General features: G+C 62.7%; 18 protein-coding genes, 1 tRNA gene and 1 pseudogene. 9 read left to right on the forward strand and 11 right to left on the reverse strand.

Annotated features, from left to right (window positions below):
* Window positions 1–72: 72 nt before the first annotated feature.
* Window positions 73–1,369, forward strand: a pseudogene (locus AC13EK_RS06750) (transposase).
* Window positions 1,370–1,523: 154 nt separating this feature from the next.
* Here the strand turns inward: AC13EK_RS06750 and AC13EK_RS06755 are convergent.
* The 3 genes from AC13EK_RS06755 to AC13EK_RS06765 are packed head-to-tail and all read right to left on the reverse strand — an operon-like array spanning window position 1,524 to window position 3,359.
* Complete coding sequence (locus AC13EK_RS06755) at window positions 1,524–2,081, reverse strand: LptA/OstA family protein (RefSeq protein WP_004208265.1); 558 nt, start codon at window positions 2,079–2,081, stop codon at window positions 1,524–1,526.
* On the reverse strand, window positions 2,081–2,728 hold the full coding sequence (locus AC13EK_RS06760; RefSeq protein ID WP_004208264.1) for a hypothetical protein: 648 nt from the start codon (window positions 2,726–2,728) through the stop codon (window positions 2,081–2,083). Before AC13EK_RS06760 ends, AC13EK_RS06755 begins: the two co-directional genes overlap by 1 nt.
* A 13-nt stretch (window positions 2,729–2,741) precedes the next feature.
* Window positions 2,742–3,359 (reverse strand): ribonuclease D, encoded by a 618-nt coding sequence (locus AC13EK_RS06765; RefSeq protein WP_010338324.1) that lies wholly within the window; start codon window positions 3,357–3,359, stop codon window positions 2,742–2,744.
* 234 nt (window positions 3,360–3,593) lie between these two features.
* Here AC13EK_RS06765 and AC13EK_RS06770 point away from each other — a divergent pair, with 234 nt between their 5' ends.
* The 4 genes from AC13EK_RS06770 (at window position 3,594) to AC13EK_RS06785 (ending at window position 9,239) form a co-directional block, all read left to right on the forward strand.
* Window positions 3,594–4,430, forward strand: a complete 837-nt coding sequence (locus AC13EK_RS06770; RefSeq protein ID WP_037490471.1) for a cold-shock protein — start codon at window positions 3,594–3,596, stop codon at window positions 4,428–4,430.
* Window positions 4,431–4,813: 383 nt separating this feature from the next.
* Entirely contained in the window at window positions 4,814–7,222 is a 2,409-nt protein-coding gene (locus tag AC13EK_RS06775; protein ID WP_483022092.1) for a TonB-dependent receptor, read from the forward strand.
* Window positions 7,223–7,437: 215 nt separating this feature from the next.
* Window positions 7,438–7,758, forward strand: a complete 321-nt coding sequence (locus tag AC13EK_RS06780; RefSeq protein WP_069336087.1) for a hypothetical protein — start codon at window positions 7,438–7,440, stop codon at window positions 7,756–7,758.
* 32 nt (window positions 7,759–7,790) lie between these two features.
* Window positions 7,791–9,239, forward strand: coding sequence for a hypothetical protein (locus AC13EK_RS06785; RefSeq protein WP_010338328.1), 1,449 nt, complete (start codon window positions 7,791–7,793; stop codon window positions 9,237–9,239).
* Between the two features lie 89 nt (window positions 9,240–9,328).
* On the opposite strand, the gene AC13EK_RS06790 is transcribed toward AC13EK_RS06785, so the two are convergent.
* Complete coding sequence (locus AC13EK_RS06790) at window positions 9,329–10,744, reverse strand: helix-turn-helix domain-containing protein (RefSeq protein WP_069336086.1); 1,416 nt, start codon at window positions 10,742–10,744, stop codon at window positions 9,329–9,331.
* A 140-nt stretch (window positions 10,745–10,884) separates the two neighbouring features.
* Here AC13EK_RS06790 and AC13EK_RS06795 point away from each other — a divergent pair, with 140 nt between their 5' ends.
* Entirely contained in the window at window positions 10,885–11,058 is a 174-nt protein-coding gene (locus AC13EK_RS06795) for a hypothetical protein (protein WP_170828641.1), read from the forward strand.
* A 73-nt stretch (window positions 11,059–11,131) separates the two neighbouring features.
* Here the strand turns inward: AC13EK_RS06795 and AC13EK_RS06800 are convergent, their stop codons facing one another.
* From AC13EK_RS06800 to AC13EK_RS06815, 4 genes are all read right to left on the reverse strand, one after another.
* Window positions 11,132–12,133, reverse strand: a complete 1,002-nt coding sequence (locus AC13EK_RS06800; RefSeq protein WP_004208257.1) for an inorganic phosphate transporter — start codon at window positions 12,131–12,133, stop codon at window positions 11,132–11,134.
* A gap of 15 nt (window positions 12,134–12,148) precedes the next feature.
* Window positions 12,149–13,267, reverse strand: a complete 1,119-nt coding sequence (locus AC13EK_RS06805) for a DUF47 family protein (RefSeq protein WP_010338330.1) — start codon at window positions 13,265–13,267, stop codon at window positions 12,149–12,151.
* Window positions 13,268–13,431: 164 nt separating this feature from the next.
* A complete protein-coding gene (locus AC13EK_RS06810; RefSeq protein ID WP_069336085.1) occupies window positions 13,432–15,603 on the reverse strand; it encodes a TonB-dependent receptor in 2,172 nt (723 codons plus the stop codon).
* A 200-nt stretch (window positions 15,604–15,803) separates the two neighbouring features.
* Window positions 15,804–16,793 (reverse strand): LysR family transcriptional regulator, encoded by a 990-nt coding sequence (locus AC13EK_RS06815; protein WP_201450204.1) that lies wholly within the window; start codon window positions 16,791–16,793, stop codon window positions 15,804–15,806.
* Between the two features lie 113 nt (window positions 16,794–16,906).
* On the opposite strand from AC13EK_RS06815, the gene AC13EK_RS06820 reads away from it, so the two are divergent.
* A tRNA-Gly gene (locus tag AC13EK_RS06820) sits at window positions 16,907–16,980 on the forward strand.
* Between the two features lie 79 nt (window positions 16,981–17,059).
* Here the strand turns inward: AC13EK_RS06820 and AC13EK_RS06825 are convergent.
* Complete coding sequence (locus AC13EK_RS06825) at window positions 17,060–17,662, reverse strand: hypothetical protein (RefSeq protein ID WP_483022093.1); 603 nt, start codon at window positions 17,660–17,662, stop codon at window positions 17,060–17,062.
* Window positions 17,663–17,829: 167 nt separating this feature from the next.
* The gene (locus AC13EK_RS06830) at window positions 17,830–18,075 is read right to left on the reverse strand and encodes a helix-turn-helix domain-containing protein (RefSeq protein WP_483022094.1); all 246 of its coding nucleotides are present in this window, start codon (window positions 18,073–18,075) and stop codon (window positions 17,830–17,832) included.
* A 93-nt stretch (window positions 18,076–18,168) separates the two neighbouring features.
* Between AC13EK_RS06830 and AC13EK_RS06835 the strand changes: the two genes are divergently transcribed.
* On the forward strand, window positions 18,169–18,564 hold the full coding sequence (locus AC13EK_RS06835; RefSeq protein WP_483022095.1) for a hypothetical protein: 396 nt from the start codon (window positions 18,169–18,171) through the stop codon (window positions 18,562–18,564).
* Between the two features lie 91 nt (window positions 18,565–18,655).
* The gene (locus AC13EK_RS06840) at window positions 18,656–19,687 is read left to right on the forward strand and encodes a PDDEXK-like family protein (RefSeq protein ID WP_483022096.1); all 1,032 of its coding nucleotides are present in this window, start codon (window positions 18,656–18,658) and stop codon (window positions 19,685–19,687) included.
* 193 nt (window positions 19,688–19,880) lie between these two features.
* On the opposite strand, the gene AC13EK_RS06845 is transcribed toward AC13EK_RS06840, so the two are convergent.
* Window positions 19,881–20,702, reverse strand: a complete 822-nt coding sequence (locus AC13EK_RS06845; protein ID WP_483022097.1) for a hypothetical protein — start codon at window positions 20,700–20,702, stop codon at window positions 19,881–19,883.
* Window positions 20,703–21,000: the final 298 nt, after the last annotated feature.

Below are 21,000 nucleotides of genomic sequence, written 5' to 3' on the forward strand. Positions count from 1 at the left end.
GTGTTGAAGACCCGGTCTTTGCAGTGATGGCGCGGTTCTGATTCACTGGCGTTGTCGTTAGGCGACGGGCTGATGATGGGTGATCGGACGGTGATGCAGGAGGTGCTGTTTTACAGGTTCAGCCTGGAAGATCATGTTCCCCAGAGCCATCTGTTGCGGGCTGTGGATCGCTTCGTTGATCTGGACGGGATCCGGGAGAAGCTGCGGCTATTCTATAGCGAGACAGGCCGGCCCTCGATCGATCCTGAACTGATGATCCGGATGCTACTGTTTGGGAATCCGGTCTGAGCGGCGGCTGTGCGAGGAAGTGCATCTCAATCTGGCCTATCGCTGGTTCTGCCGCCTCGGTCTCGACGGATCCGTGCCCGATCGCTCAACATTCTCGAAGAACCGGCACGGCCGCTTCCGGGACAGTGATCTGTTACGGCAGCTGTTCGAGATGACCGTCTCGCGTTGCATCCAGGAAGGACTGGTCGGTGGCGAAGGCTTTGCCGTGGACGCCAGTCTGATCAAGGCCGACGCCAATCGCCAGCGCGGCGTTCCCGGCGCAGAGGGGCTCGCGCCGGATATCGTCAATCATGCTGTTCGGGAGTATCTGGAGGTGCTCGACGAGGTGGCCTTCGGAGCGGCGTCGCCCGTCACGGCCAAATATCAGTCGTCGGCTGATCCAGCGGCACGCTGGACGGGCGCCCATGGTGGGCAGGCTTTCTTCGCCTACAGCACCAACTACCTCATCGATCTGGCTAATGCCGTGATCGTCGATGTGGAGGTCAGCACCGCCATCCGTCAGGCTGAGGTGGCAGCGCAGTGAACGATGATCGACAGGACACTGGAGCGCTCCGGCATCTGGCCCCAGCGGTTAGCTGCCGATACCGGCTATGGCGATGCGGCTAATCTTGCCTGGCTCGTCCATGAGCGCGGCATTGAGCCGCATATCCCCGTCTTCGACCATGCAAGCCGCAGGACCGGCAGCTTCCAGCACACCGCGTTCCGCTATGACCACCGGAACGATCTCTATGTCTGTCCCGGCGGCAAGCACCTCGTCCAGCATCTCAGGGACTATGTCAGCCCACGGCCCGGCGTCGATAAGGATGGTTTCATGCGCTACCGCGCCAGTCAGCATGACTGCCAATCCTGCGCCCTCAAGCCCCAATGCTGTCCCCGACCAATGCCTATGTCACATCCCGGCGCGAGCGAAAGGAGGTCGAGAATGCTGTTTGCCTATCTCAAGCGTATTCTGAAGCTCGATCGCTTGCGCCTACGAGGACCAAATAGCGCAAAAAATGAGTTTCACTTAGCAGCCACAGCCCAGAACCTACGCAAGCTCGCGAAACTCATCCCGATCCAGTCGGCTATTGCCCCAGCGTGACACCGGGAACCGACTTCGTCCCAACGTCAGAAACTGGTAATCACCGACTTCTTCAACACTATCGGTCGTGAGCCGCCAAAGCCCAGCATCAATGACGGAAATCGATAGCCGTTAGACTGCCTGAAACGCGTCGCCCGGCCTCCCGAACCCCGGATCAGTTCTTGCGCTGCGGCACGGTGAAGGTGCCCGACACGCGGCCGCTGGGGCTGGTCGATGTGCCGGCGCCGCCGGTCGATCGGCCGTCGACCGTGGTGCGGCCGCTGTTGAGGTCCATCACCAGCCGTCCGCCGGTCAGGCGGTTGACGCCCTGGGTCAGCGAGACATTGCCGACCATGGTGATCAGCTTGGCATTGAGGTCATAGATGGCGACATTGCCGCGCGCGGTCTGGTCGGCCTTGGTGATGACGACATTGCCCGATGCGTCGATGCGCTGGATTTCCACGCCATTGCCGGTGTTGGCCGCGCCGTTGGGCTGCTGCTTGTAGGCGACGGTCATGCGGGCGGCGTTCAGCGTCATGCCGGCCTGCGTCACCTCGACATTGCCCGATACCACCACCCGGTCGGCGCGGTCCTGCACCTCGATCCGGTCGGCGGTGAAGTTCACCGGCGCATTGCTGTCATGATTTTTGAACACCTGCGCATCGGCGCCGGCGTAGAGGAGGCCGGTCGCGCCCAGCGCAACGGTCGACAGCAGGATGAGGGTGCGTTTCATCACTTTTGCCCTTTGAGGCCATTTTGTTCGATGCGCAAGGTCGCCCGGCCGTTGAGCGTGACCGTGCGTGCATTCATGTCCGCTTCCAGATGGTCGCCGCTGAACGTGCCGATCGGGATGCGCCCGTCGACCCGGCCCGCGCTCTTCATCCGTCGCGTCTGCAAATCGATGCCGACGTCGCGGGTGACCAGCCGATATCCGCCGGCCGCCTCGAACTGGACCGGGCCGACGATCGCGACTCGCTCGGTCTCCATGTCGTAACGGCCCTTCTGCGCGTTCAGCACCGCCGGCCCTTCGGGCAGCAGGATGCGTGCGGCCATGTCGTTCAGGTCGACGATCGGCTCGCGTGAGCTTTTCTGCACGGCCGAACCGGCCCGCAGCGAGAAGGGCTGGCCCTTGCTGTCCTGCCCGCGATACAGCGCCTCGGACACGCGCATCCGCTCCTTCGCCACCTCGACCTTGTTCTTGTCGAGCACGAAGCTGACCTTGTCGCCGCCGGTGAAGGGCGCCATGGCCAGCAGGGCGGTCAGCACGCCGACCGCCACCGGCAGATAATTTTTGAGCAGGCGCACCAGCTTGTCATGGCTGCCACCCGGCCGGGCCCAATGGCGGCGGACGTTGCGCTGTTGCTCGGCCTGGATGGACATGTCTGCCTGTCGCTTACATGTGCGAGAAGATGTCGTTCTCGGGCCAGCCCGCCAGGTCCAGCGCCGCGCGATGGGGCAGGAAGTCGAAACAGGCCTGGGCCAGTTCCATCCGCCCTTCGCGGGTCAGGCGCTTGTCCAGTTCGGTCTTCAGCTGGTGCAGGAAGCGCACGTCGGACGCGGCATAATCCTTCTGCGCGTCGGACAGGTTCGGGCCGCCCCAGTCGCTCGACTGCTGCTGCTTGCTGATGTCCTGGCCCAGCAGTTCGCGGACCAGTTCCTTCAGGCCGTGGCGGTCGGTATAGGTGCGCACCAGCTTCGACGCGATCTTGGTGCAATAGACGGGGGCTGCCACCACGCCCAGATAATGCTGGATCGCGGCGATATCGAATCGGCCGAAATGATAGATCTTGATCCGTTCCGGATCGGCCAGCACCGCCTTCAGGTTCGGCGCGGCATAATCGCTGCCGGGGTTGAAGCGGACCAGATGCTCATCGCCCTTGCCGTCGCTGATCTGGACGACGCACAGGCGATCGCGCGGGGTGATGAGCCCCATGGTTTCGGTATCGACGGCGATCGGGCCGGGGGCAAGGACGCCCTCGGGCAGATCTTCTTCATGGAAATGGACGGTCATGACTTTTCCCTCTATGGGGAAACGGGCCATATCGCAATCAAGGCTTTGGCAGATAGGGCCTGTAAATCGGCGCTGCGGGCGCTCTTTTTGCCCGATATGCGAAATCATTCGCGCTGCCCGGAAAACTTGATATAGTGATTCCCAAACCGCGACTTTGCGGTGGATTGTGCATGTCATTCGCCCGACATGTTTGTCCAATGTGTCTTGGGGCGAAGCGAAAGTGACTAACAGGGCATGAGTTTTGACAGAGGGCGCCGCGGCGGGCGCGGCAAGGACAAGCGCGACGGTTTCGGCGACGACAATTTCTACGACCAGGGCAGCGGCGGCGGCTTCGGCGGCGGTGGCTTTGGTGACCGCGGCGGCTTTGGTGGCGGCTTCGGCGGTGGTGATCGTGGTCGTGGTGGCTTCGGCGGTGGTGATCGCGGTGGCTTCGGCGGCGGCGGCGGTGGTTTCGGCGGCGGTGGCCGCGGTGGCTTCGGCGGCGGCGGTGGCGGCTTTGGTGGCGGCGGCGGCGGTGGTCGCGGCATGCCGGCCCAGGTTGTTGGCGAAGGCAAGGGTGTCGTCAAGTTCTTCAACGGCCAGAAGGGTTTCGGCTTCATCGTTCGTGACGATGGCGGCGAAGACGTGTTCGTTCACATCAGCGCGGTCGAGCAGGCCGGCCTGACCGGTCTGGCCGAAGGTCAGCCGCTCGGCTTCACCCTGGTGGATCGTGGTGGCAAGGTGTCGGCGACCGATCTGGTCATCGACGGCGAACCGCTCCCCGTGACCGATCGTGCGCCGCCGCGTGAACCGCGCGAACCCCGCGCCGGTGGTTTCGGTGGTGCAGAGCGTGGCCCGCAGCGTCAGCTGACCGGCGAACGCGCCAGCGGCACGGTCAAGTTCTTCAACGCCATGAAGGGCTTCGGCTTCATCCAGCGTGATGACGGCCAGCCGGACGCTTTCGTCCACATCAGCGCTGTCGAACGCGCCGGCATGGGCGCCCTGAACGAGGGGGACCGTCTGGACTTCGAACTGGAAGTCGATCGTCGCGGCAAGTACGCGGCCGTCAATCTCCAGTCCAAGGCCGACTGATCGGCCGTCGCCCGTTCGCCGTACGGGCGACGTGACAGGAATATCGAAGGGGGTCGCCTGCCCGGCGGCCCCTTTTTCGTGTCTGCCGTTCATCTCGATCAGCCGACATGTCGCCATATATCGTCAAAGCGATGCGCCGTGATGCGGTGCATGGATCGTGAATATCGATGGAAGCGTTCGATGATATTTGGATCAAAATTGCCGTAAATTCGGCGCTTATGTGCAATTGATCAACATGTTGATCTGCATATTTTCCTGATAATTATTCGCCAATTCGATCGATTGGGCGAATTTGCCTGGCCATTAGCCTCGGATCATAATCGTCCCGAATGGAATGAGCCTTGCGGCATTGTCGACAAGGCCTGAGCCAATGGGAGGATGATATGAAGCAGGCCCTGATCGGCCGTCTGCTGGCGACTGTCGCTGCCGGCCCGGCCCTGATGCTCGCAACCGCACAGGCGCAGGATAGCGCCGCACCCGTGCCCCAGGCTGACGCCGGGGCAGGGGAGATCATCGTCACCGCCCGCAAGCGTGACGAGCGGCTGATCGATGTGCCGGTTGCCGTCTCGGCCCTCTCGACCGACCAGATCGAACGCTATGCCACCACCAGCTTCCAGGCGATCAGCCAGCAGGTGCCGCAACTGGTCATCGCCGAATCGCAGAATCAGGTCGGCGGCTCGATCAACCTGCGCGGTATCGGCGCCGGCATCTCCAACCCCTCGACCGAAACCGCCGTGACCCTGAATTTCGACGGCGTGCCGATCAGCTATGGCAATGCCATCCGCCTCGGCCAGATCGACCTTGGCCGGGTCGAGGTGCTGAAGGGACCGCAGGCGCTCTTCTATGGCAAGAACAGCCCAGGCGGCATCGTCTCGCTCATCTCCCAGGATCCGGGCAAGGATTTCGAGGCGAAGCTGCGCACCGGCTATGAATTCATGGCCGACCAGCGCTTTGTCGAGGCCAGCGCCTCGGTGCCGCTGACCGACGGTCTCGCCGCCCGCGTCGTCGGCTATTATTCCAAGGAGGATGGCTGGTTCCGCAACGTGGCCGTGCCGATCGCCGGCATCACGCCGGGGCGCGGCGCCGACAGCCTCAATTCCGAAGATGTCTTCGTCCGCGGCACGCTCGCCTATGATGCGGGCGGATCGACCCGGATCAAGGCGAAGGTCAATTATGGCCAGCGCGAACGGGACGGCGTCGGCCCCACCGGCCTCAGCCAGATCATCTACTGCCCCGCCGGCGTCAGCCGCTATGGCTCGACCGACTGCACGCTCAACCGCAATTTCTACGACGCCATCCTCGCGCCGGCGACCGCCGCCAGCGATCCCAGCTATGGCGATGGCGTGCCTTTCATGAAGTCGAAGCAGTTCCTCGCCTCGCTCAGCATCGACCAGGATCTGGGCGACGCCTATACCCTGTCATCGGTCACCGGCTATTACCGCCTGCGCGAACGCTCGGTCGACAGCTTCACCTTCTCCAACAATCCCTATTTCGGCGCATCGAACGACATCACCGCCAAGGGTTTCAGCCAGGAACTGCGCCTGGCGTCCGACTATGACGGGCCATTGAACTTCCTCGTAGGTGGCTTCTTCCAGGACGCCCATTTCCTCACGCGTCAGGCCTTCACCACCAATTTCGGCACGTCCTTCGTGGTCGGATCGACCTATTATGACGTCCATACCAAGGCGACCTCGGTCTTCGGCCAGTTGCGCTACAAGATCGCCGATCCGCTCGAACTGGCCGTTGGCGGCCGCTATAGCTGGGAAGACAAGTCGCTGACAGGCACCTCGCTCGGTAGCCCGATCCAGATTCTCGGCCCCAAGCAGAATTATACCGATTTCTCGCCCGACGTGACGCTCACCTGGCGCCCGGACAGCGATCGCACCGTCTACGCCGCCTATCGCGAGGGCTTCACCTCGGGTGGCTTCAACACCGTGCCGACGCGGCTGCGCACCGATGCGGACCAGAGCCGCGCCGCGATCGACCTGTCCTATGACCAGATGACGGCCAAGGGCGGCGAGATCGGCACCAAGGGCTATGTCGCCGATCGGCAGATCCTCTACGATCTGGTCGGCTATTATTATAAATATAGCGGGCTTCAGCTGTCGCGATACGACAATGCCTCCTTCACCCAGCTGACCCAGAATGCGGGCGGGGCGGAGATCAAGGGCGCGGAACTCAGTCTCACCATCCGGCCGCGCACGCTGGCGGGCCTGACGTTCAACACGGCGATCGCCTACAACAACGCCCGCTACACCGACTTCATCGGCGGCTGCTATGCGGGCCAGTCGATCGCCCAGGGCTGCAATCTCAATCCGCTCAACCCCAATCTGCCGCAATCGACCTGGGGCACGGCGGCCAATCCCTATCAGAATCAGGACCAGACCGGCCAACGCCTGTTCCGCGCGCCCGAAATCGCGATCACCGGCGGCTTCACCTATGACCATAGTTTCGCCGACCGGCTCGGTGGATCGCTGTCGGTCGATTTCAATTACAGCAGCGCCTATGTCACCCAGACGGAGGGCAACCCCAGGACGCTGCAGGATGATTATGTCCAGCTCAACGCCGCCCTCTCGATCAATGGCGGCGCGGGCAAGCCCTGGGAATTGTCGTTGATCGGCCGCAATCTCACCAACAAGCTGATCATCGTCGGCGGATCGGTGGTGGGCGCGAGCGCGGCCGGCACCGGCACCAACGCCGTGCGCGAAGGCGACATATTGGGTTCGCTCGGCGCCCCGCGCGCGGTGATGCTGCAACTGACGGTGAAGAGCGGTCTGCTGGGCGGCCGCTGATCATCCCTATGCAAATACTATGGAAGATGCGCTGAGGTCGGCTGGAATTTGACCGACGGGGGCCATTAAGTCCCTTGTCCCATGACCCACCGACCTCCTCCTGCCGCCCCGGCCGATGCCGGGCGGCGCAGCGATCGGCCACGGCTCACCGGACGCCTGTCGATCCGGCCGCGCGCCACCTTCGCTCCTCCGGCATTGCAACGGAGCCGGGCATCATGACCCGGCGCGATCTCGCCTGGCGTGGCCTTGGCCTGCTGCTCGTCGGCGCGGCGACCGGCAGTTCGCTGCTGCATCGCGCCCTGACCCTGGACGGCCCGGCATCGGCGCCGCTCGAAATGGCGCTGGCCCTCGCCAGCTTCAGCTTCGCCAGCCTCGGCATATTGCTGCTCTGCCAGGGCGTGCGCCTGCGCGATGGCTGGCGCCGCGACCTCGACCGGCGCCAGGCGCAGCGCGACGGCCATCGCGATCCCCTGATCCTGGCCGAAGATCGCGCCCCGCTCGCGGCCTTTCTGGCCGCCCGCGCCCGGCGCGACTGACCCCCATTCCCATATCCCCAAAGGACAAATTTGTGAGCGAACGCGACCTGCATTTCGTGATCCCGACCTATCGCCTGCGCGACGTCGGCGCGACCGTCGAGGCCTATGACGAGAATTTCGCCCGCAGCGGCCAGACCGCGCCGATCATCGTCTTCGATGATTCCTCGGTCGCCAATCATGACAAATATTTCGGCGCGCTGGAGGCGACCAAGACGGTCAACGACCTCTGGTATGTCGGCCCCGCCGAAAAGGAGCAGTTCGTCTCCTACATCTGCAAGCGGCTGCGCGACCGCAAGCTCGACGTGCTGGTCCGCAATCTCTTCCGCCCCAGCTATGGCGGCAATCGCAACTTCACCCTGATGTATACGCTGGGCGACCTGATGGTCAGCGCCGACGATGACATGCGCCCCTATGCCCTGATCGAGGACAGCCCGGAAACGCTGGGCGAACGGGAAATCAGCCGGGGCAAGACCATCCCGCGCGGCGCCAATGGCCATTGCCGCAAATCCTATGATATCCTCCAGTCCTTCCGCGACATATTGGGCAAGACGGTGGCCGACGCACCGGCCAATTACGACCAGGGCGAACTGGTGATCGACAGCGCCATGGACCTGGAATCCAACAATTCGCTCGGCTTCGCGCGGGAAAACAGCCTGACCCTGCAGGAAGGGCGCTTGCCCCGATCGGCGGTGGTGAAGATGGCGCAGACCTTCCGCACCGGAACCAACGACATCGACGCGGTGGATTTCGTTGACATGTTCCTCGACGATCCGGACGAGGTCGATGCCGAACGGCTCAACGACACCTATGTGCTGGTCAATTTTCGCCCCTGCCTCACCAATCTCAACTGGCGAATGGACTGCGGCGTCGCGGGCTATGACAATCGCACCGGCCTGCCGCCCTTCTTCCCGACGCGCTTGCGGTTCGAGGACTATATCTATCGCCTCTGGATCCAGCAGTCGAACATGGTCTCGGCCCATGTCGATTCCGCCCAGACCCACATCAAGAACAGCTATATGCGCAATCCATTGGCGTCGGAGGTGTTCAACGAGGCGATCTGCGGCCTGCTCAAGCGCAAGATCCGCACCAGCCTCAAGCGCACCGACGAATGGTCGATCGCCTTCGACTATGACGGCGCGGTCAGCCTTCAGGACAGCGAAGAGATATTGGACAGCGCCCGCGCCTTGCATGACCGGGTGCTCAAGAGCATGGCCGACGCGCGCACGACCGAGCGGCGCGATGCGCTGGGCCATTTTGCCGCCGGCCTGTCACGCACCTTCTATGATTTCGAGCCGGATTTCTTCCAGCAGAATGTCAGCCGCATGGTCGATGACGAGGTCGGGCTGATCCGCTCCTCGCTCGAAATCTGGCCGACCCTGCTGGAGATCGTCTATTTCAAGCGCCATTGCCGCAACCTGCCGATGCGCCGCGTGAAGAACCGCTCCGCCCGATCGCCCCAACCCAGACCCGTAGCAGCCTGAGGGTTGGCGGCAGGCGCTCCGTTTTCGCCCCCTTCATCCCGGCGACGGCCGGGGCCCCTCTCAGTGACGGGGGCGGGGCGGAGCGCCTATCATACCCGCCGGAACGGGAAGGGGCTGGCGGTCCGCTCATAGCTGTGCAGGTCCAGCGCGCGGGTGACCGGCGGCAGCGCCCGGTCCGGGCAGTCGCGCCGCTCGCACAGATGACAGGTCGGCCCCACCGTCACCGCGTCGTCGCGCTCGGTATCGATGCCATCGGCATGGATGATCCGCCCGGCATGTTTCGCCTCGCAGCCGAGCGCAATCACCTGCCGCCCGCGCGCGCCATCGCCGCGGGGCAGGGCGATCGCCAGCGTGAGGAAGCGCCGCTCGTCCAGTGTCTCGATCAGCTGCGGCAGCACGATGTCGGGCGCGTCGGCCGCATGCGCGTCCCAGCGCGGACAGGTGCCGCCGTAGCGGGCAAAGGGATAGGCCTCGCCATCGAAGCGCTTGGATACGATCCCGGCCCGGTCGATCCGCACCATGAAGAAGGGGATGCCGCGCGCGCCGGTGCGGTTGAGGCTGGTCAGCCGGTGCGCCAGCTGCTCGGTCGACACGCCGAAGCGCGCGCGCAGCAGGGGAAGATCATGCCGGCTTGCCTCCGCTGCCTGGCGGAACCGGTCATAGGGCATGATGAGCGCCGCGGCGGCATAGTTGGTCAGCGCAATGATGGCGAGCCGACGGCTGTCCTCGTCCGGCGGCGCAGTGCGCGTCACCTGTGCCGCGATCAGGTCGGCCATCTCCTGTGCGCAGAGCTGATAGGCCATGGCGAACAGCCGCCCCGAAGCCGGCAGCCGCTCGCTCAGCATCAGCCGCCGCCGGTGCATGTCATAATGACGCACCGTCCCAGCCAGCACATCGGCGCGCACCATCTGCACCGCCATGCCGTGCCGTTCCTTCAGCCGCGCGCGCAGCCCGGCCTGCAACAGCGCCGGATCTTCCTCCAGCTGCGCGGCGATCCCTTCGGCCGCCGCATCGATTTCGGCGAAATGATTGCCGGCCTTGGCTACCGTCTCGCGCCACCAGTCGACCGGCGCGACCAACGGGGCAGGCGCGGCGCCGCGCCCGCTCGCCTGCATCTGCTCGGGCAGGCGGCGCAGGTCGGCCAGCGCGCGGTAGAAGCGGCCGATCGCCTCGCTGACGCCGGGATAATTTTCCGTCACCTCCAGCACTTCGTCGCGCGCGATGCCGATGTCGCGCACCAGCGCATCGGACATTATCTCGGCTAGGTCGCTCGCCGCGCCATCCTGGCTGCTGGCGGTGAAGTCGCGAATGTCGATGTCATAGGTATTGGCCAGCCGCAGCAACATCTGCGCCGTCAGCGGTCGCTGGTTGCGCTCCAGATGGTTGAGATAGCTGGGCGACACGCCCAGTTCCTCGGCCATGCGCGTCTGGTTCAGTCCCAGTTCGCGGCGCAGCACGCGCAGCTTGGGGCCGAGATAGAGCTTCCGGTCGGTCACATCTGCCATAAGGTCATATTGTCACGATTTGACAATATGAACAAGTCGCGGCGTGACTGACGGCCACTCATCGCCCTTCCGCTTTGCCCTCGACCTGTCAATATCGCTGTCATCAACCAGCACAGCCACAAGGCAGGAAGGACAGGAAGATGACGACCGATACGATGGAAGCGCCCCAGCCCGCCCGTTCGCGCGCGGTCTTCAGCCAGGAGGATTTCGGCCTGATCCGCACCGCCATCGCCCATTATCTGCGCGAGGTTCAGGACCAGCCGGAATCGATCAAATATGCCAATCTCTACCACCGCCTCGGCCGCGTTGCCTGACCGGCGGAGTGCCTGAACGAGAAAGGGCGCGGGATCACTCCCGCGCCCTTTTTCTTGTCTCGGCCTGTTCCGATCAGAACAATCGCGTCAGCCCGTAGAACAGCGCGCCGATCGCCGCCGCCGCCGGCAGGGTCACGACCCAGGCGACGATGATGCTCGACGCGACGTTCCAGCGCACCGCCGACAGCCGGCGCGATGCGCCCACGCCGACGATGGCGCCGGTGATGGTGTGGGTGGTCGATACCGGCACGCCCAGATGGGTGGCCATGAACAGGGTGATCGCGCCGCCCGTTTCCGCGCAGAAGCCCTGCGCCGGGGTCAGGCGGGTGATCTTCGATCCCATGGTGTGGACGATCTTCCAGCCGCCCAGCAAGGTGCCCAGGCCCATCGCCGCCTGACAGCTCAGCACCACCCACATCGGCACATGGAAGCCGCCGGTCAGCAGCCCCTGCGAATAGAGCAGCACCGCGATGATACCCATCGTCTTCTGCGCGTCATTGCCGCCATGGCCCAGCGAATAGAGCGATGCGGAAACCAGCTGCAGCTTGCGGAACACCCGGTCCGCGCCCTGCGGCGTGAACTTGCGGAAGATCCAGCTGATCGCCAGCACCAGCATCAGCGCCAGGAACAGGCCGACGGCGGGCGAGATCACGATCGCCGCGCTGGTCTTGAACACGCCGCTCCACACGATCGCCGACAGGCCGGACTTGGCCGTGCCCGCGCCCAGCAGGCCGCCGACCAGCGCATGGCTGGACGAGGAAGGGATGCCCAGGCCCCAGGTGATGAGGTTCCAGGCGATCGCCCCCATCAGCGCGCCGAAGATCACCGAGGCGTCGATGATGTCGGCGCTGACGATGCCCTTGCCCACCGTCTCGGCGACATGCAGGCCAAAGAAGAGGAAGGCGATGAAGTTGAAGAATGCGGCCCAGGCGACCGCATATTGGGGTTTCAGCACCCGCGTCGACACGATGGTCGCGATCGAGTTGGCGGCGTCATGCAGGCCGTTCAGGAAGTCGAACAGCAGCGCAACGCCGATCAGTGCGATCAGCAGCGGGAAGGCGAGATGGGCTTCCATATCCGGTCAGGCCTGTCAGGCGTGGTCGATGACCAGGCCGGAAATCTCGTTGGCGACGTCCTCGAACCGGTCCGTCACCTTTTCCAGATGGCTGTAGATTTCGTTGCCGACGATGAAGTCCATCGGGTTGCCGGCGCGGGCTTGGCTGTACAGGGCCTTGAGGCCCGCCTCATGCAATATGTCGGCATGGCCTTCCAGCTTGACCAGCCGTTCGGTCAGCTCGTGCAGACGCGCCGAATTGATGTTGAGCGAGCGCAGCAGCGGCATCGCTTCCGCCGTGATCCGCGCGCATTCGACGATCAGCGCGCTCATGTCCTGCATCTGCGGCGCGAAATCCTTGACCTCATAGAGCGCGATCGCCTTGGCGGTCTGGTTCATCTGGTCGATCGCGTCGTCCATCACGCCGATCAGGCCGGTGATGGCACTGCGGTCGAACGGGGTGACGAAAATGCGGCGGACGTCCTGCAGCACTTCGCGGATGATGTCGTCCGCCTCATGCTCGCGGTCCGAAATCTCCTTGATATGCGCGTCCATGTCCGGGCCGCCCTTCAGCAGCTTGGCCAGGGCGTCGGCGCCGGCGACCAGGGTCGCGGCATGGTCTTCGAATTGCTCGAAGAAACGCCCCTGCTTGGGCATCAGCGCGTGAAACCAGCGCAGCATTCCAGTCCTTTCACTTTGCTTCTCGCGGATCGACAGCAGCAACCGGAGGAACCAGCCCGGATCGGCGGGCGGTTCGCGGAAAGCCGCGATGATCGATTGCAGTTCGGGTTCGTCGACGGCCTTTGCGGCTTCGGCAACGGAAAACCAGCGCAGCTCGCGCTGCCCTTTTTCGGGCCATTGCGTCAGATGGCCGGTCACGGCAAGCGGAAAAACCTCGACATTCGCCTCGCGCGACTTGCCGCTGCGCTTGCGCTTGTCATAGCTGTATCGGCCGATCGGCGCGGGACAGGCGATGCCATGGATGCCCGCTTCCTCGAACGCCTCGACTTCCGCCGCGCGATGGCCGGCCAGCCCCTTGATGCGATTGCCCTTGGGAATCACCCAGCGCCCAGTGTCACGCGACGTGATCAGCAGGATCTGCATCGACCCGTCGATCGGGTCGCTGGTATAGGGGAGAGCGGCAATCTGGCGCATTATCGGCGGCTTACGGGCGACCTGCCCGAATCCTCATGCTCTGCCGCAGCGCGTTCCATCGGCGCTATGTAACGAAAATGTCATTTTTTGCAATCGCTCCCTTCGCCCAGAGGGGCAGGCGAAGGGAGCGACCGGCGCCCCGCTGGGCGAGGCTGGGAGGCGGATCAGATCGAGATGCGCGCCGTCAGGCGAATGTCGCGCCCGGCGAGCGGGGCGAAATCCTTCAGGAAGCTGGCATGGCGCCGGGCTTCCACGTCGAAGATATTGTTGGCCGACAGCATCAGCGTGGTGCGGTCATTGCCGGCCAGCGGCTTGAACGAGATCGATGCGTTGACCATGGTGAAGCCATCGGTCGGCGTTTCGAAATCGGTCACCCGATCCTGCTCGAACACATGTTCCAGCTCGGCGCGGGCGCTCAGCCGTGCGCCCTGCGCCTCGATCCCGCCCAGCAGGCGGAGCGGGGGAATGCGCGGCGCCGGGCCATTGCCCTTGATCGTGGCGCGGACATAGTCGGCGACGCCGTCGATATTGATCGCATAGCTGCCGACCTGCGCCAGCTTCACCGACGCTTCGGCCTCAAAACCATAATAGCGGGCATCGGCCTGGGCATAGGCATAGCAGGGGAATTCCATCTCGGCCCCGCCATTGGCCGCCTGGCAGACGCTGTCGTCGACCACGCTTTCATAGATGAAGCCGCTGAACCAGTTGTGATAGGCGGCCAGGCTGAAGCTGTAGCCATTGCCCGATCCGCGCAGCGTGCCTTCCACGCCCCAGCTCTTTTCCTTGCCGAAATCGGGATTGCCCAGCTCGAACGCCTGGGTGCCGGCATGATTGCCACGCGCGAACAGCTCCTCGGCTGACGGCGCACGCTCGCTGCGCGACAGGTTCAGGCCCACGCGCCAGCCCGGCATGATCGCCTGGCTGATGCCCAGCGATCCGGACAGGGCGTTGAAGCTGCGCTGGCTGGCCTCGGCAAACAGGTCGGCATCCGGGTCCGCCTGCAGCTTGGTATGTTCATAGCGCGCGCCGGCTTCCAGCCGCGTGTCGCCCAGGTCCAGCGACTGCAGCGTGAACAGGCCGAACTGGTCGGTCTGGTTCTTGGGCAGGAACTTCTCTTCGCCATCGGCCTGGAAACGGCGGGTGAAGAACTGCGCGCCCGATGCGCCCTGCCAGCCATTGCGGTCGGCCTGGACGAATTCCAGCCGGCTTTCCATCGACTGGTTCTTGAAGGTGGTGCCGACCTCGCCCGACGGTTCGATTTCCTGATGCTGGTAATCGGCCCAGCCCGCGCGCAGGCGGATGCTGTCGAGGAAGCCGCCATTGACCGCGACCTCGCCGCGCAGGTCGGCGCGGGTCTGCTTCATCGCCAGCGTCACATTCTCGTGGCTGTGCCCCTCTTCCTCATGATCATGATCATGGTCATGATCGTGATCATGGTCATGCTCCTCGGCCACTTCCAGGCGCGACGGCACGCCATAGGTGTTCTCGCTGTGCGAGATCGACATGCCCAGATTGCCGCCATCGCCGATATAGGCGAAGCCGCCGGCCACTTCCCATACTTCCGCCGCGGTATTGGCCAGCTTGCCCTTCAGCCGCGCATTGTCCTGGATTTCCTCCTCGTCGGAGGCGGCGGCGATCTCGCGCATCGCCTTGGACAGGATATAGCCGCCGGTGCGCAGATTGTCGGTCTTGCTGTAGCTGCCATCGACATGGACGACGAAATTCTCGGTCAGCGGCACCTCGATCTCGCCCGAACCGCTGCGTTCGTTGGCGGCGCTGCCATAGGTGCCGATCGCGTCGATATGGATCGCCTCGTCCGGCACGCGGCGCGGGATGCGGCTGTCGATCACATTGACCACGCCGCCGATCGCCGACGATCCATAGAGCAGGGCGGACGGGCCGCGCAGCACCTCGATCCGGTCGGCGGTCAGCGGGTTGATCGCGACCGCATGGTCGACCGAGGTGTTGGACACGTCGAAGCTGCCGATGCCGTCGGTCAGGATGCGCACGCGCTCGCCCTGGAAGCCGCGCAGGATCGGGCGCGATGCGTTGGGGCCAAAGGAGGTGGCCGACACGCCGGGCTGGCGCGCCAGCGTCTCGCCGATGGTTGGGCGCAGGCTGCGGGTCAGTTCCTCGCCGGTGACGATCGAGGTGCCGGACAAAATGTCGCCCTGGCTGCGGGGGATCAGGGCGGTGACGACGATGTCGCTGCGCGGGTCATGATAGCTGCCATCGGCCTGGGTGTCGGCGGGGGCTGCGGTCTGGGCGGCGGCGGGCCATGCCAGGCAAAGGGCCGTGAGGGCACAGCCGGCGCGCAGCGACGGGGAAGGAAGCATCAGGCTTTTTATCCTTGCAGAATATGTGGGTCGGCCTCCGCGTATCGGTCATGATACATCATATCAATATACGATCGGCGAAATGAAGGCCGTTTCTGCCGCATTCACCACCAACTGTTGCATTTTTGCACTGCATGGCGCGCAGCATATTACCCGCCGCCAAGACGGATCAGTCGCGCAATTCCGCCATCATTTGCTGGTCAGAGGAAGAGAAAATCCGCCAGCGCCTGCACGCCGGGGCGCGACAGCGATCGTTCGTTGACGGTCTGGCGCACCTCGATCGCGGGCAATGGCACGTCCAGCGCCAGCCGGCGAATGCCGCTCATCCGCCCCAGATCGCGCGCCATCGGGCCAAAGGCGGCGAAACATCCAGCGCCTTCGCGCAGGGCGGTGATGATGTCGAACATATTGTCGGTTTCCAGCATCACCGGGCCCAGCCGGGCGCCGCCGCGCGCCAGCGCCGCGTCGATGATCGGACGCAGCCCGTTGCGCGGATCGACCGCCAGTTGCGGGGTGATGGTCAGGTCGCCGCGCGACACGCTGCCCGCGCGCGCCAGCGGATGGTCGGCTCCGGCATAGAGATTGACCTGTTCCGACCAGCCATAGCGCGACGACAAGCCGGCCGGCTCCTCCAGTGCATAGAAATAGGCGATGTCGGCGCGCAGCGATTCGATCGCCCGCGCCGCCTCGACAGCCGACTGGACGCTCAGGTCCAGGGTGATGGCGATATCGTCATTGGCCGCCTCGAACGCGGTCAGTGCATCCTGGAAATGGCCGAACACCGGCGCCGGCGTCGCCAGGATGATGGCGCGATTGGCGGGCGGCGGCGCGGCCGGCAGCGACGGCAATTGCGCATCCGCATCCAGCAGTAATTCCGGCAGCGCGGGCGGCGGGGCCGGTGATGGGTCAGGTTGCGGGGTGGGGGCGGGCGCGGCTTCCTCTGCCCAATCCTCGGGATCGTCCTGCGCCAGCAGGGTCATCGCCTGCGCCGTGCGCCGGCCCGCCGGGGTCAGCCGCGCCGCGCCGCGAATATCGTCGAACAGGCGATAGCCCAACCGCATTTCCAGCGACGCCATGTCGCGCTCGATCACGGCGGATGAAACGCCCAGCGTCTGGGCGCAGCGCGACAGGCTGCCCGCGGCCACCATCTGCGCGAAAATGTCGAGTTGGCGCAGGGACGGGTTGGTCATGGCCGAGCGATAGAACAAAGACGAGGCCGGGTTAAGAGGCGTTCTCACGCATTTACCATCAATGGGCTGTTGACGAGCCCCGGTGAATGATGGCAGGGCGCGTCACCTGACGGGCGGGTATAGCTCAATGGTAGAGCACTAGCCTTCCAAGCTTGTGATGCGGGTTCGATCCCCGCTACCCGCTCCAGTCAGAAATCAGCCATTTTCTCTATGTTTTTAGCTCCGAAAATGAGGGCTGGTTTTTGCTTGCAGCAATCACCTAGCTATCACGCGGCGTAGGAAAGCATGGGTTTCTGTGGGAATGGTTCCGAGTTTGCCTCTGGAATCACCCAGGAGGTGATTTTGTGGCGTTTCATCGCTTGGCGGCCGTATCCGCAATTTTTTCGGTTCAACCAGCGATAGCCGAAACTATCGAACAAATGAAAGCGCTGTGGGGTGTAGCCCTGTATAACGCTGTAGTGGTTCAGCGGGCCGTCCACGGCGATGATGACGGGATGACCATGGGCGATCGCTGAAAGTATCGCCCACTCGCGGGGGTCCATGTCTGTCGATGTGGCGGTTGGTGTCGTCAATCGCAGAATGCCGCCGCCTGTCGGTCGCAGCAGATGTCTTGCAAGAGAGGTGAACAGTCGGACGGGCATACCCTCCGTGAGGACGGAGCCTAGCCAACCGCGATCATCAAGATATTCTATGCCTTTCTCGAACATTGCCTGCTTCTGTAGGGTGGCAGCCGGAGCGGCCAGCCTGATGGCATTTATCATCGCGTATAATCCGCAAAGATAATCAAGGCGGCCCTGCCGGATTGGAGTGTGCAACTCTGCGGCTGCGAGATTGGATGACGGAGGTATGTTAAACATTTGATCGCTCATGATGTCGCTTTCGCTACACGCACACCAACAGGTGCCAGCATCGGTAAGAATGCTCGCGTGATGGATGCGGGATATGTCGCTGAGGTCGTGCAAACGGTTTGATTGCACGTTTTCATTTTACCAGAATTTCAAGAAAAAATCAAATAAATCATATATTTGATTAAATTCTACAATTCGGCATCGCTGACCAGCTGGGCGACGGATATGTCGAGGGCTATGCATATCCTGACGATGTTCAGAAACGTGACATTCCGTTCGCCACGCTCGATTTTTCCCATGTGCGATCGATCAATTCCGGCGACATCGGCCAAGGCCTCTTGAGATAGGCCACGGGTTTTGCGCACAACCCTGACGGCGCGGCCTAGCATGGCCAACGCATTATCTTTGTCAGATTGCCCCGATACCCTAGCCACGCGGGAACAATCAATCTGTTACCCCTGACAGGACACGGTATTTACGACCCATTTATTGGTCGTTATGGTTTGCGCGTTATTGTCGGGGGATCTATGATTTGGTTATATTGTTTGCCCGGTAGGCTGTTCGCTTCGCTTGGGTTTCTTTGGCCGAGCAAGGGTGACATCACTGGGACTGCGCGCCGCCGCGACAGCAAGCTCGTGCATTTCGTGTACGCTTCCGTTTTCTGGGGTCTGCTGGCGCTTTACTTGACGGGTTCCTCCGGTCGGGAGGGGCGGGTGACGCAAGATAGTGATGCCGCTGCAACGGTTGAGGCAGCACCTGCGATTTCGGCCGACAGTGCGCCGGAGCCGGAAGCCCAGCCAGAGACAACATCCAATCCTGAACCCATTCAGGTGCCGGAAGCTTCATCTGAACCGGCGGCTGTCACTGATGACGCTGAGGCCGATGAAACGGCGGGGGATAATACCGCAACCGCTGATAGCTAATCGGCGGCCTTCGGTGGGAATCTATCGTCAGCTTTTTCGGTATCGTGAGAGCGCTCGGCGCAGCCCTCTGGAAGATTTCTTATCCGAGGCATTGGTCGATCTGCTCAACCGGGTTCCGCAGACGGTGCAGGCAGATTTCGTGTCCTTCATAGCGGCGGGCCGTCTTGCCTTGCCTGACATGGCCGATGCCGGAGATATGGATTGGAAGTGGTCAACGCAGCGACACATCCTGCATCAAGGGATCAGGGGGTATATCGACATTCTCCTTGAGGTGGACGGTCGGCCGTTGCTGGTGATCGAAAATAAGATCGCCAGTCCTGTTCGGGCGCATATGTCGGCGGACGAAGGCGGAACCGGCAACCAGTTACGCACCTATGGAGGATGGCTGTCCAGCCAAGCACAGGGCAGGCAGAGTGCGTTGGTGCTGTTAAGCCATACAGCAGCCCCACCAGACGATTTTAGCGATCCTGCGGCATCCTACGGCGTCGATGCCCGGAATGTCGTGCGTTGGGCTGCCCTGGCGGCTTGGCTTGCCCGTTTGGCGGTGACGGGTGCTGCTTCTGCATGGCGAGACCTCGCCGTCGAACTTCATGAATTTTTGGAGGAGCAAGATATGACGATAGCCGTCATGACGCAGGCCGACCTTGCGGGCTTGGAGCAATTCATCCCGGCGCGAGAGCGGATAGAGGCGACGTTTCAAAGGCTCTGGGACGATACCGCCGACATTCGGAAGGGCGTCTTCTCGCGGAAGGTCCATCCGCTCACATTCGATGCTGAAACCGGATCGATTTGGAGTTGGGTCTATACCGCCCCGCCATTGCCGCCGTCGTCTTGGGTGGCGTTGGGGATAGGTTTCCCCTCCATATCGTCGTGGTGGCGCGAGGCGGGCCTGCCTGACCAGCGCCAGTTTTTCATTTCCATCGGTGCTGACGACGATGTGCTGTCCCTCGACCTGCTCGGCAGGCTTCCCGATGGGTGGGCGGTTGCTGATGATCAACTGACCGCATCCCTCCCATTTCACCAGATGCCTATTGAACCCGAAGATATGGCGGGAGCAATGGCTGCATGGGCTGGGGGCAGAATGGGCGAGGCTGTCGAAATTTTGAAGCGGTTTATCGTATGAGCGCGCCGTCAGAAGATCGGCTCGATACTGCGCTTACCTATGCCGACGAGTACCGGATCGCTAAATATCTTGTGACCAAGCTGGGCAACAGGTCTCCCTCATGGCTGGCTCGAACAATGGGCGTGCAATATGCTCAAGCGGCGCGCTGGCTTGAAGCGATTGATCGGTCGGATGATACATAACTAAGATAGGTTCATGCGCTCGCCTGATCCAACTTCTGGCGCGCGTGATTACTGATAGTGAAATACGCATTTCCTGACTGGTGGAGATGGCCACAACCGAGAAAGCCGAGCCATAGCCCCTCAAATAGTGTTTGTGCGCGGAGGCGTTCAATTTGAAGGTCGCCATAATCCTTAATCATCCGACCATGAACGATCTCATTGCGCGCAGTGATCATGGCTCCGGCTCCGTCAAGCAATTTGACCGGCCCATGCCGCGATTTAATTGGAAGGCTTTTAACCATTCGCTCGATTCTTTCGAGCAGATGCAATTTGGGAACGTCTGAAAGCGCGCGCTGTATGGCGTCATGCTCTTTTGGCGTTGCGTCGACGGTCCGGGCCTGATGGCGTACGGCTTTGCCAAGCGTGCGCCATCGCTTTCGGTCGATGCGCTCGCGAGTTAAACCATTTACTTGCTCGAACGTCTCAACGAGCCGTTCGATACCTTCAACGCAGGCGGTATGACCACTTTCCAAGACGGCAGCGGTGTATGAACTCGCGTAACCGAATGCCGCAGCATGTAGCAACTCACGTTGCGGTGTCATCTGAGCAAGCCGCGCGGCGCCTTTGGCAAGGTATCCCTCGATTCTTCCCCAAAATGGGGGGTCGTGAGATTCATACGAGCGTCGGCGATAGCGGGGTTCTAGGCGGATGCTATGCCAAGTGTTTTCGCGCAGTCTCTCGCTGCGCTTGAATTCGGCCAGTGTGTGTACGAACTGTCGATACCGGAATGCCATCAGGATGCGGAAGCTGAACCAGAGTTCCTCCGCTGCGGCAAAAAACTGCGCTTTCTCCATCGTGCTAATCGGCTGTATTTCGACACCCGGAAGTTCGATGCGTTCGCGCTCTTGAGTTATACGCTCGTCATCGCGGTGGTAGGGAATTCGCAGAAGGCGAAAATTAGGTTTCGTGGACAAAGGCTGACAGCAGGATCGGGCGTTGATTCAAGGCTGGCTTTTGGAGGTGGCGTTGGGCGAGCGTATTGGGCTGACGGAGGACGAGTGGGGGATCATCGGCACATTACTGCCATCTGAGCGTGGTCGTGGCTGTCGTCCAGCACAGGACAACCGGCTGTATTTCGAAGGCATGATGTGG

The sequence above is a fragment of the Sphingobium sp. L-44 genome (assembly GCF_056859495.1).

Bases quoted from the DNA above. Each gene is read 5' to 3' on its own strand.
- AC13EK_RS06845 (WP_483022097.1), bottom strand. From the start codon at position 20,702: ATGGAGAAAGCGCAGTTTTTTGCCGCAGCGGAGGAACTCTGGTTCAGC.
- AC13EK_RS06815 (WP_201450204.1), bottom strand. From the start codon at position 16,793: ATGACCAACCCGTCCCTGCGCCAACTCGACATTTTCGCGCAGATGGTG.
- AC13EK_RS06780 (WP_069336087.1), top strand. From the start codon at position 7,438: ATGACCCGGCGCGATCTCGCCTGGCGTGGCCTTGGCCTGCTGCTCGTC.
- AC13EK_RS06800 (WP_004208257.1), bottom strand. From the start codon at position 12,133: ATGGAAGCCCATCTCGCCTTCCCGCTGCTGATCGCACTGATCGGCGTT.
- AC13EK_RS06760 (WP_004208264.1), bottom strand. From the start codon at position 2,728: ATGTCCATCCAGGCCGAGCAACAGCGCAACGTCCGCCGCCATTGGGCC.
- AC13EK_RS06805 (WP_010338330.1), bottom strand. From the start codon at position 13,267: ATGCGCCAGATTGCCGCTCTCCCCTATACCAGCGACCCGATCGACGGG.
- AC13EK_RS06825 (WP_483022093.1), bottom strand. From the start codon at position 17,662: ATGAGCGATCAAATGTTTAACATACCTCCGTCATCCAATCTCGCAGCC.
- AC13EK_RS06835 (WP_483022095.1), top strand. From the start codon at position 18,169: ATGATTTGGTTATATTGTTTGCCCGGTAGGCTGTTCGCTTCGCTTGGG.
- AC13EK_RS06775 (WP_483022092.1), top strand. From the start codon at position 4,814: ATGAAGCAGGCCCTGATCGGCCGTCTGCTGGCGACTGTCGCTGCCGGC.
- AC13EK_RS06765 (WP_010338324.1), bottom strand. From the start codon at position 3,359: ATGACCGTCCATTTCCATGAAGAAGATCTGCCCGAGGGCGTCCTTGCC.
- AC13EK_RS06755 (WP_004208265.1), bottom strand. From the start codon at position 2,081: ATGAAACGCACCCTCATCCTGCTGTCGACCGTTGCGCTGGGCGCGACC.
- AC13EK_RS06810 (WP_069336085.1), bottom strand. From the start codon at position 15,603: ATGCTTCCTTCCCCGTCGCTGCGCGCCGGCTGTGCCCTCACGGCCCTT.
- AC13EK_RS06770 (WP_037490471.1), top strand. From the start codon at position 3,594: ATGAGTTTTGACAGAGGGCGCCGCGGCGGGCGCGGCAAGGACAAGCGC.
- AC13EK_RS06790 (WP_069336086.1), bottom strand. From the start codon at position 10,744: ATGGCAGATGTGACCGACCGGAAGCTCTATCTCGGCCCCAAGCTGCGC.
- AC13EK_RS06795 (WP_170828641.1), top strand. From the start codon at position 10,885: ATGACGACCGATACGATGGAAGCGCCCCAGCCCGCCCGTTCGCGCGCG.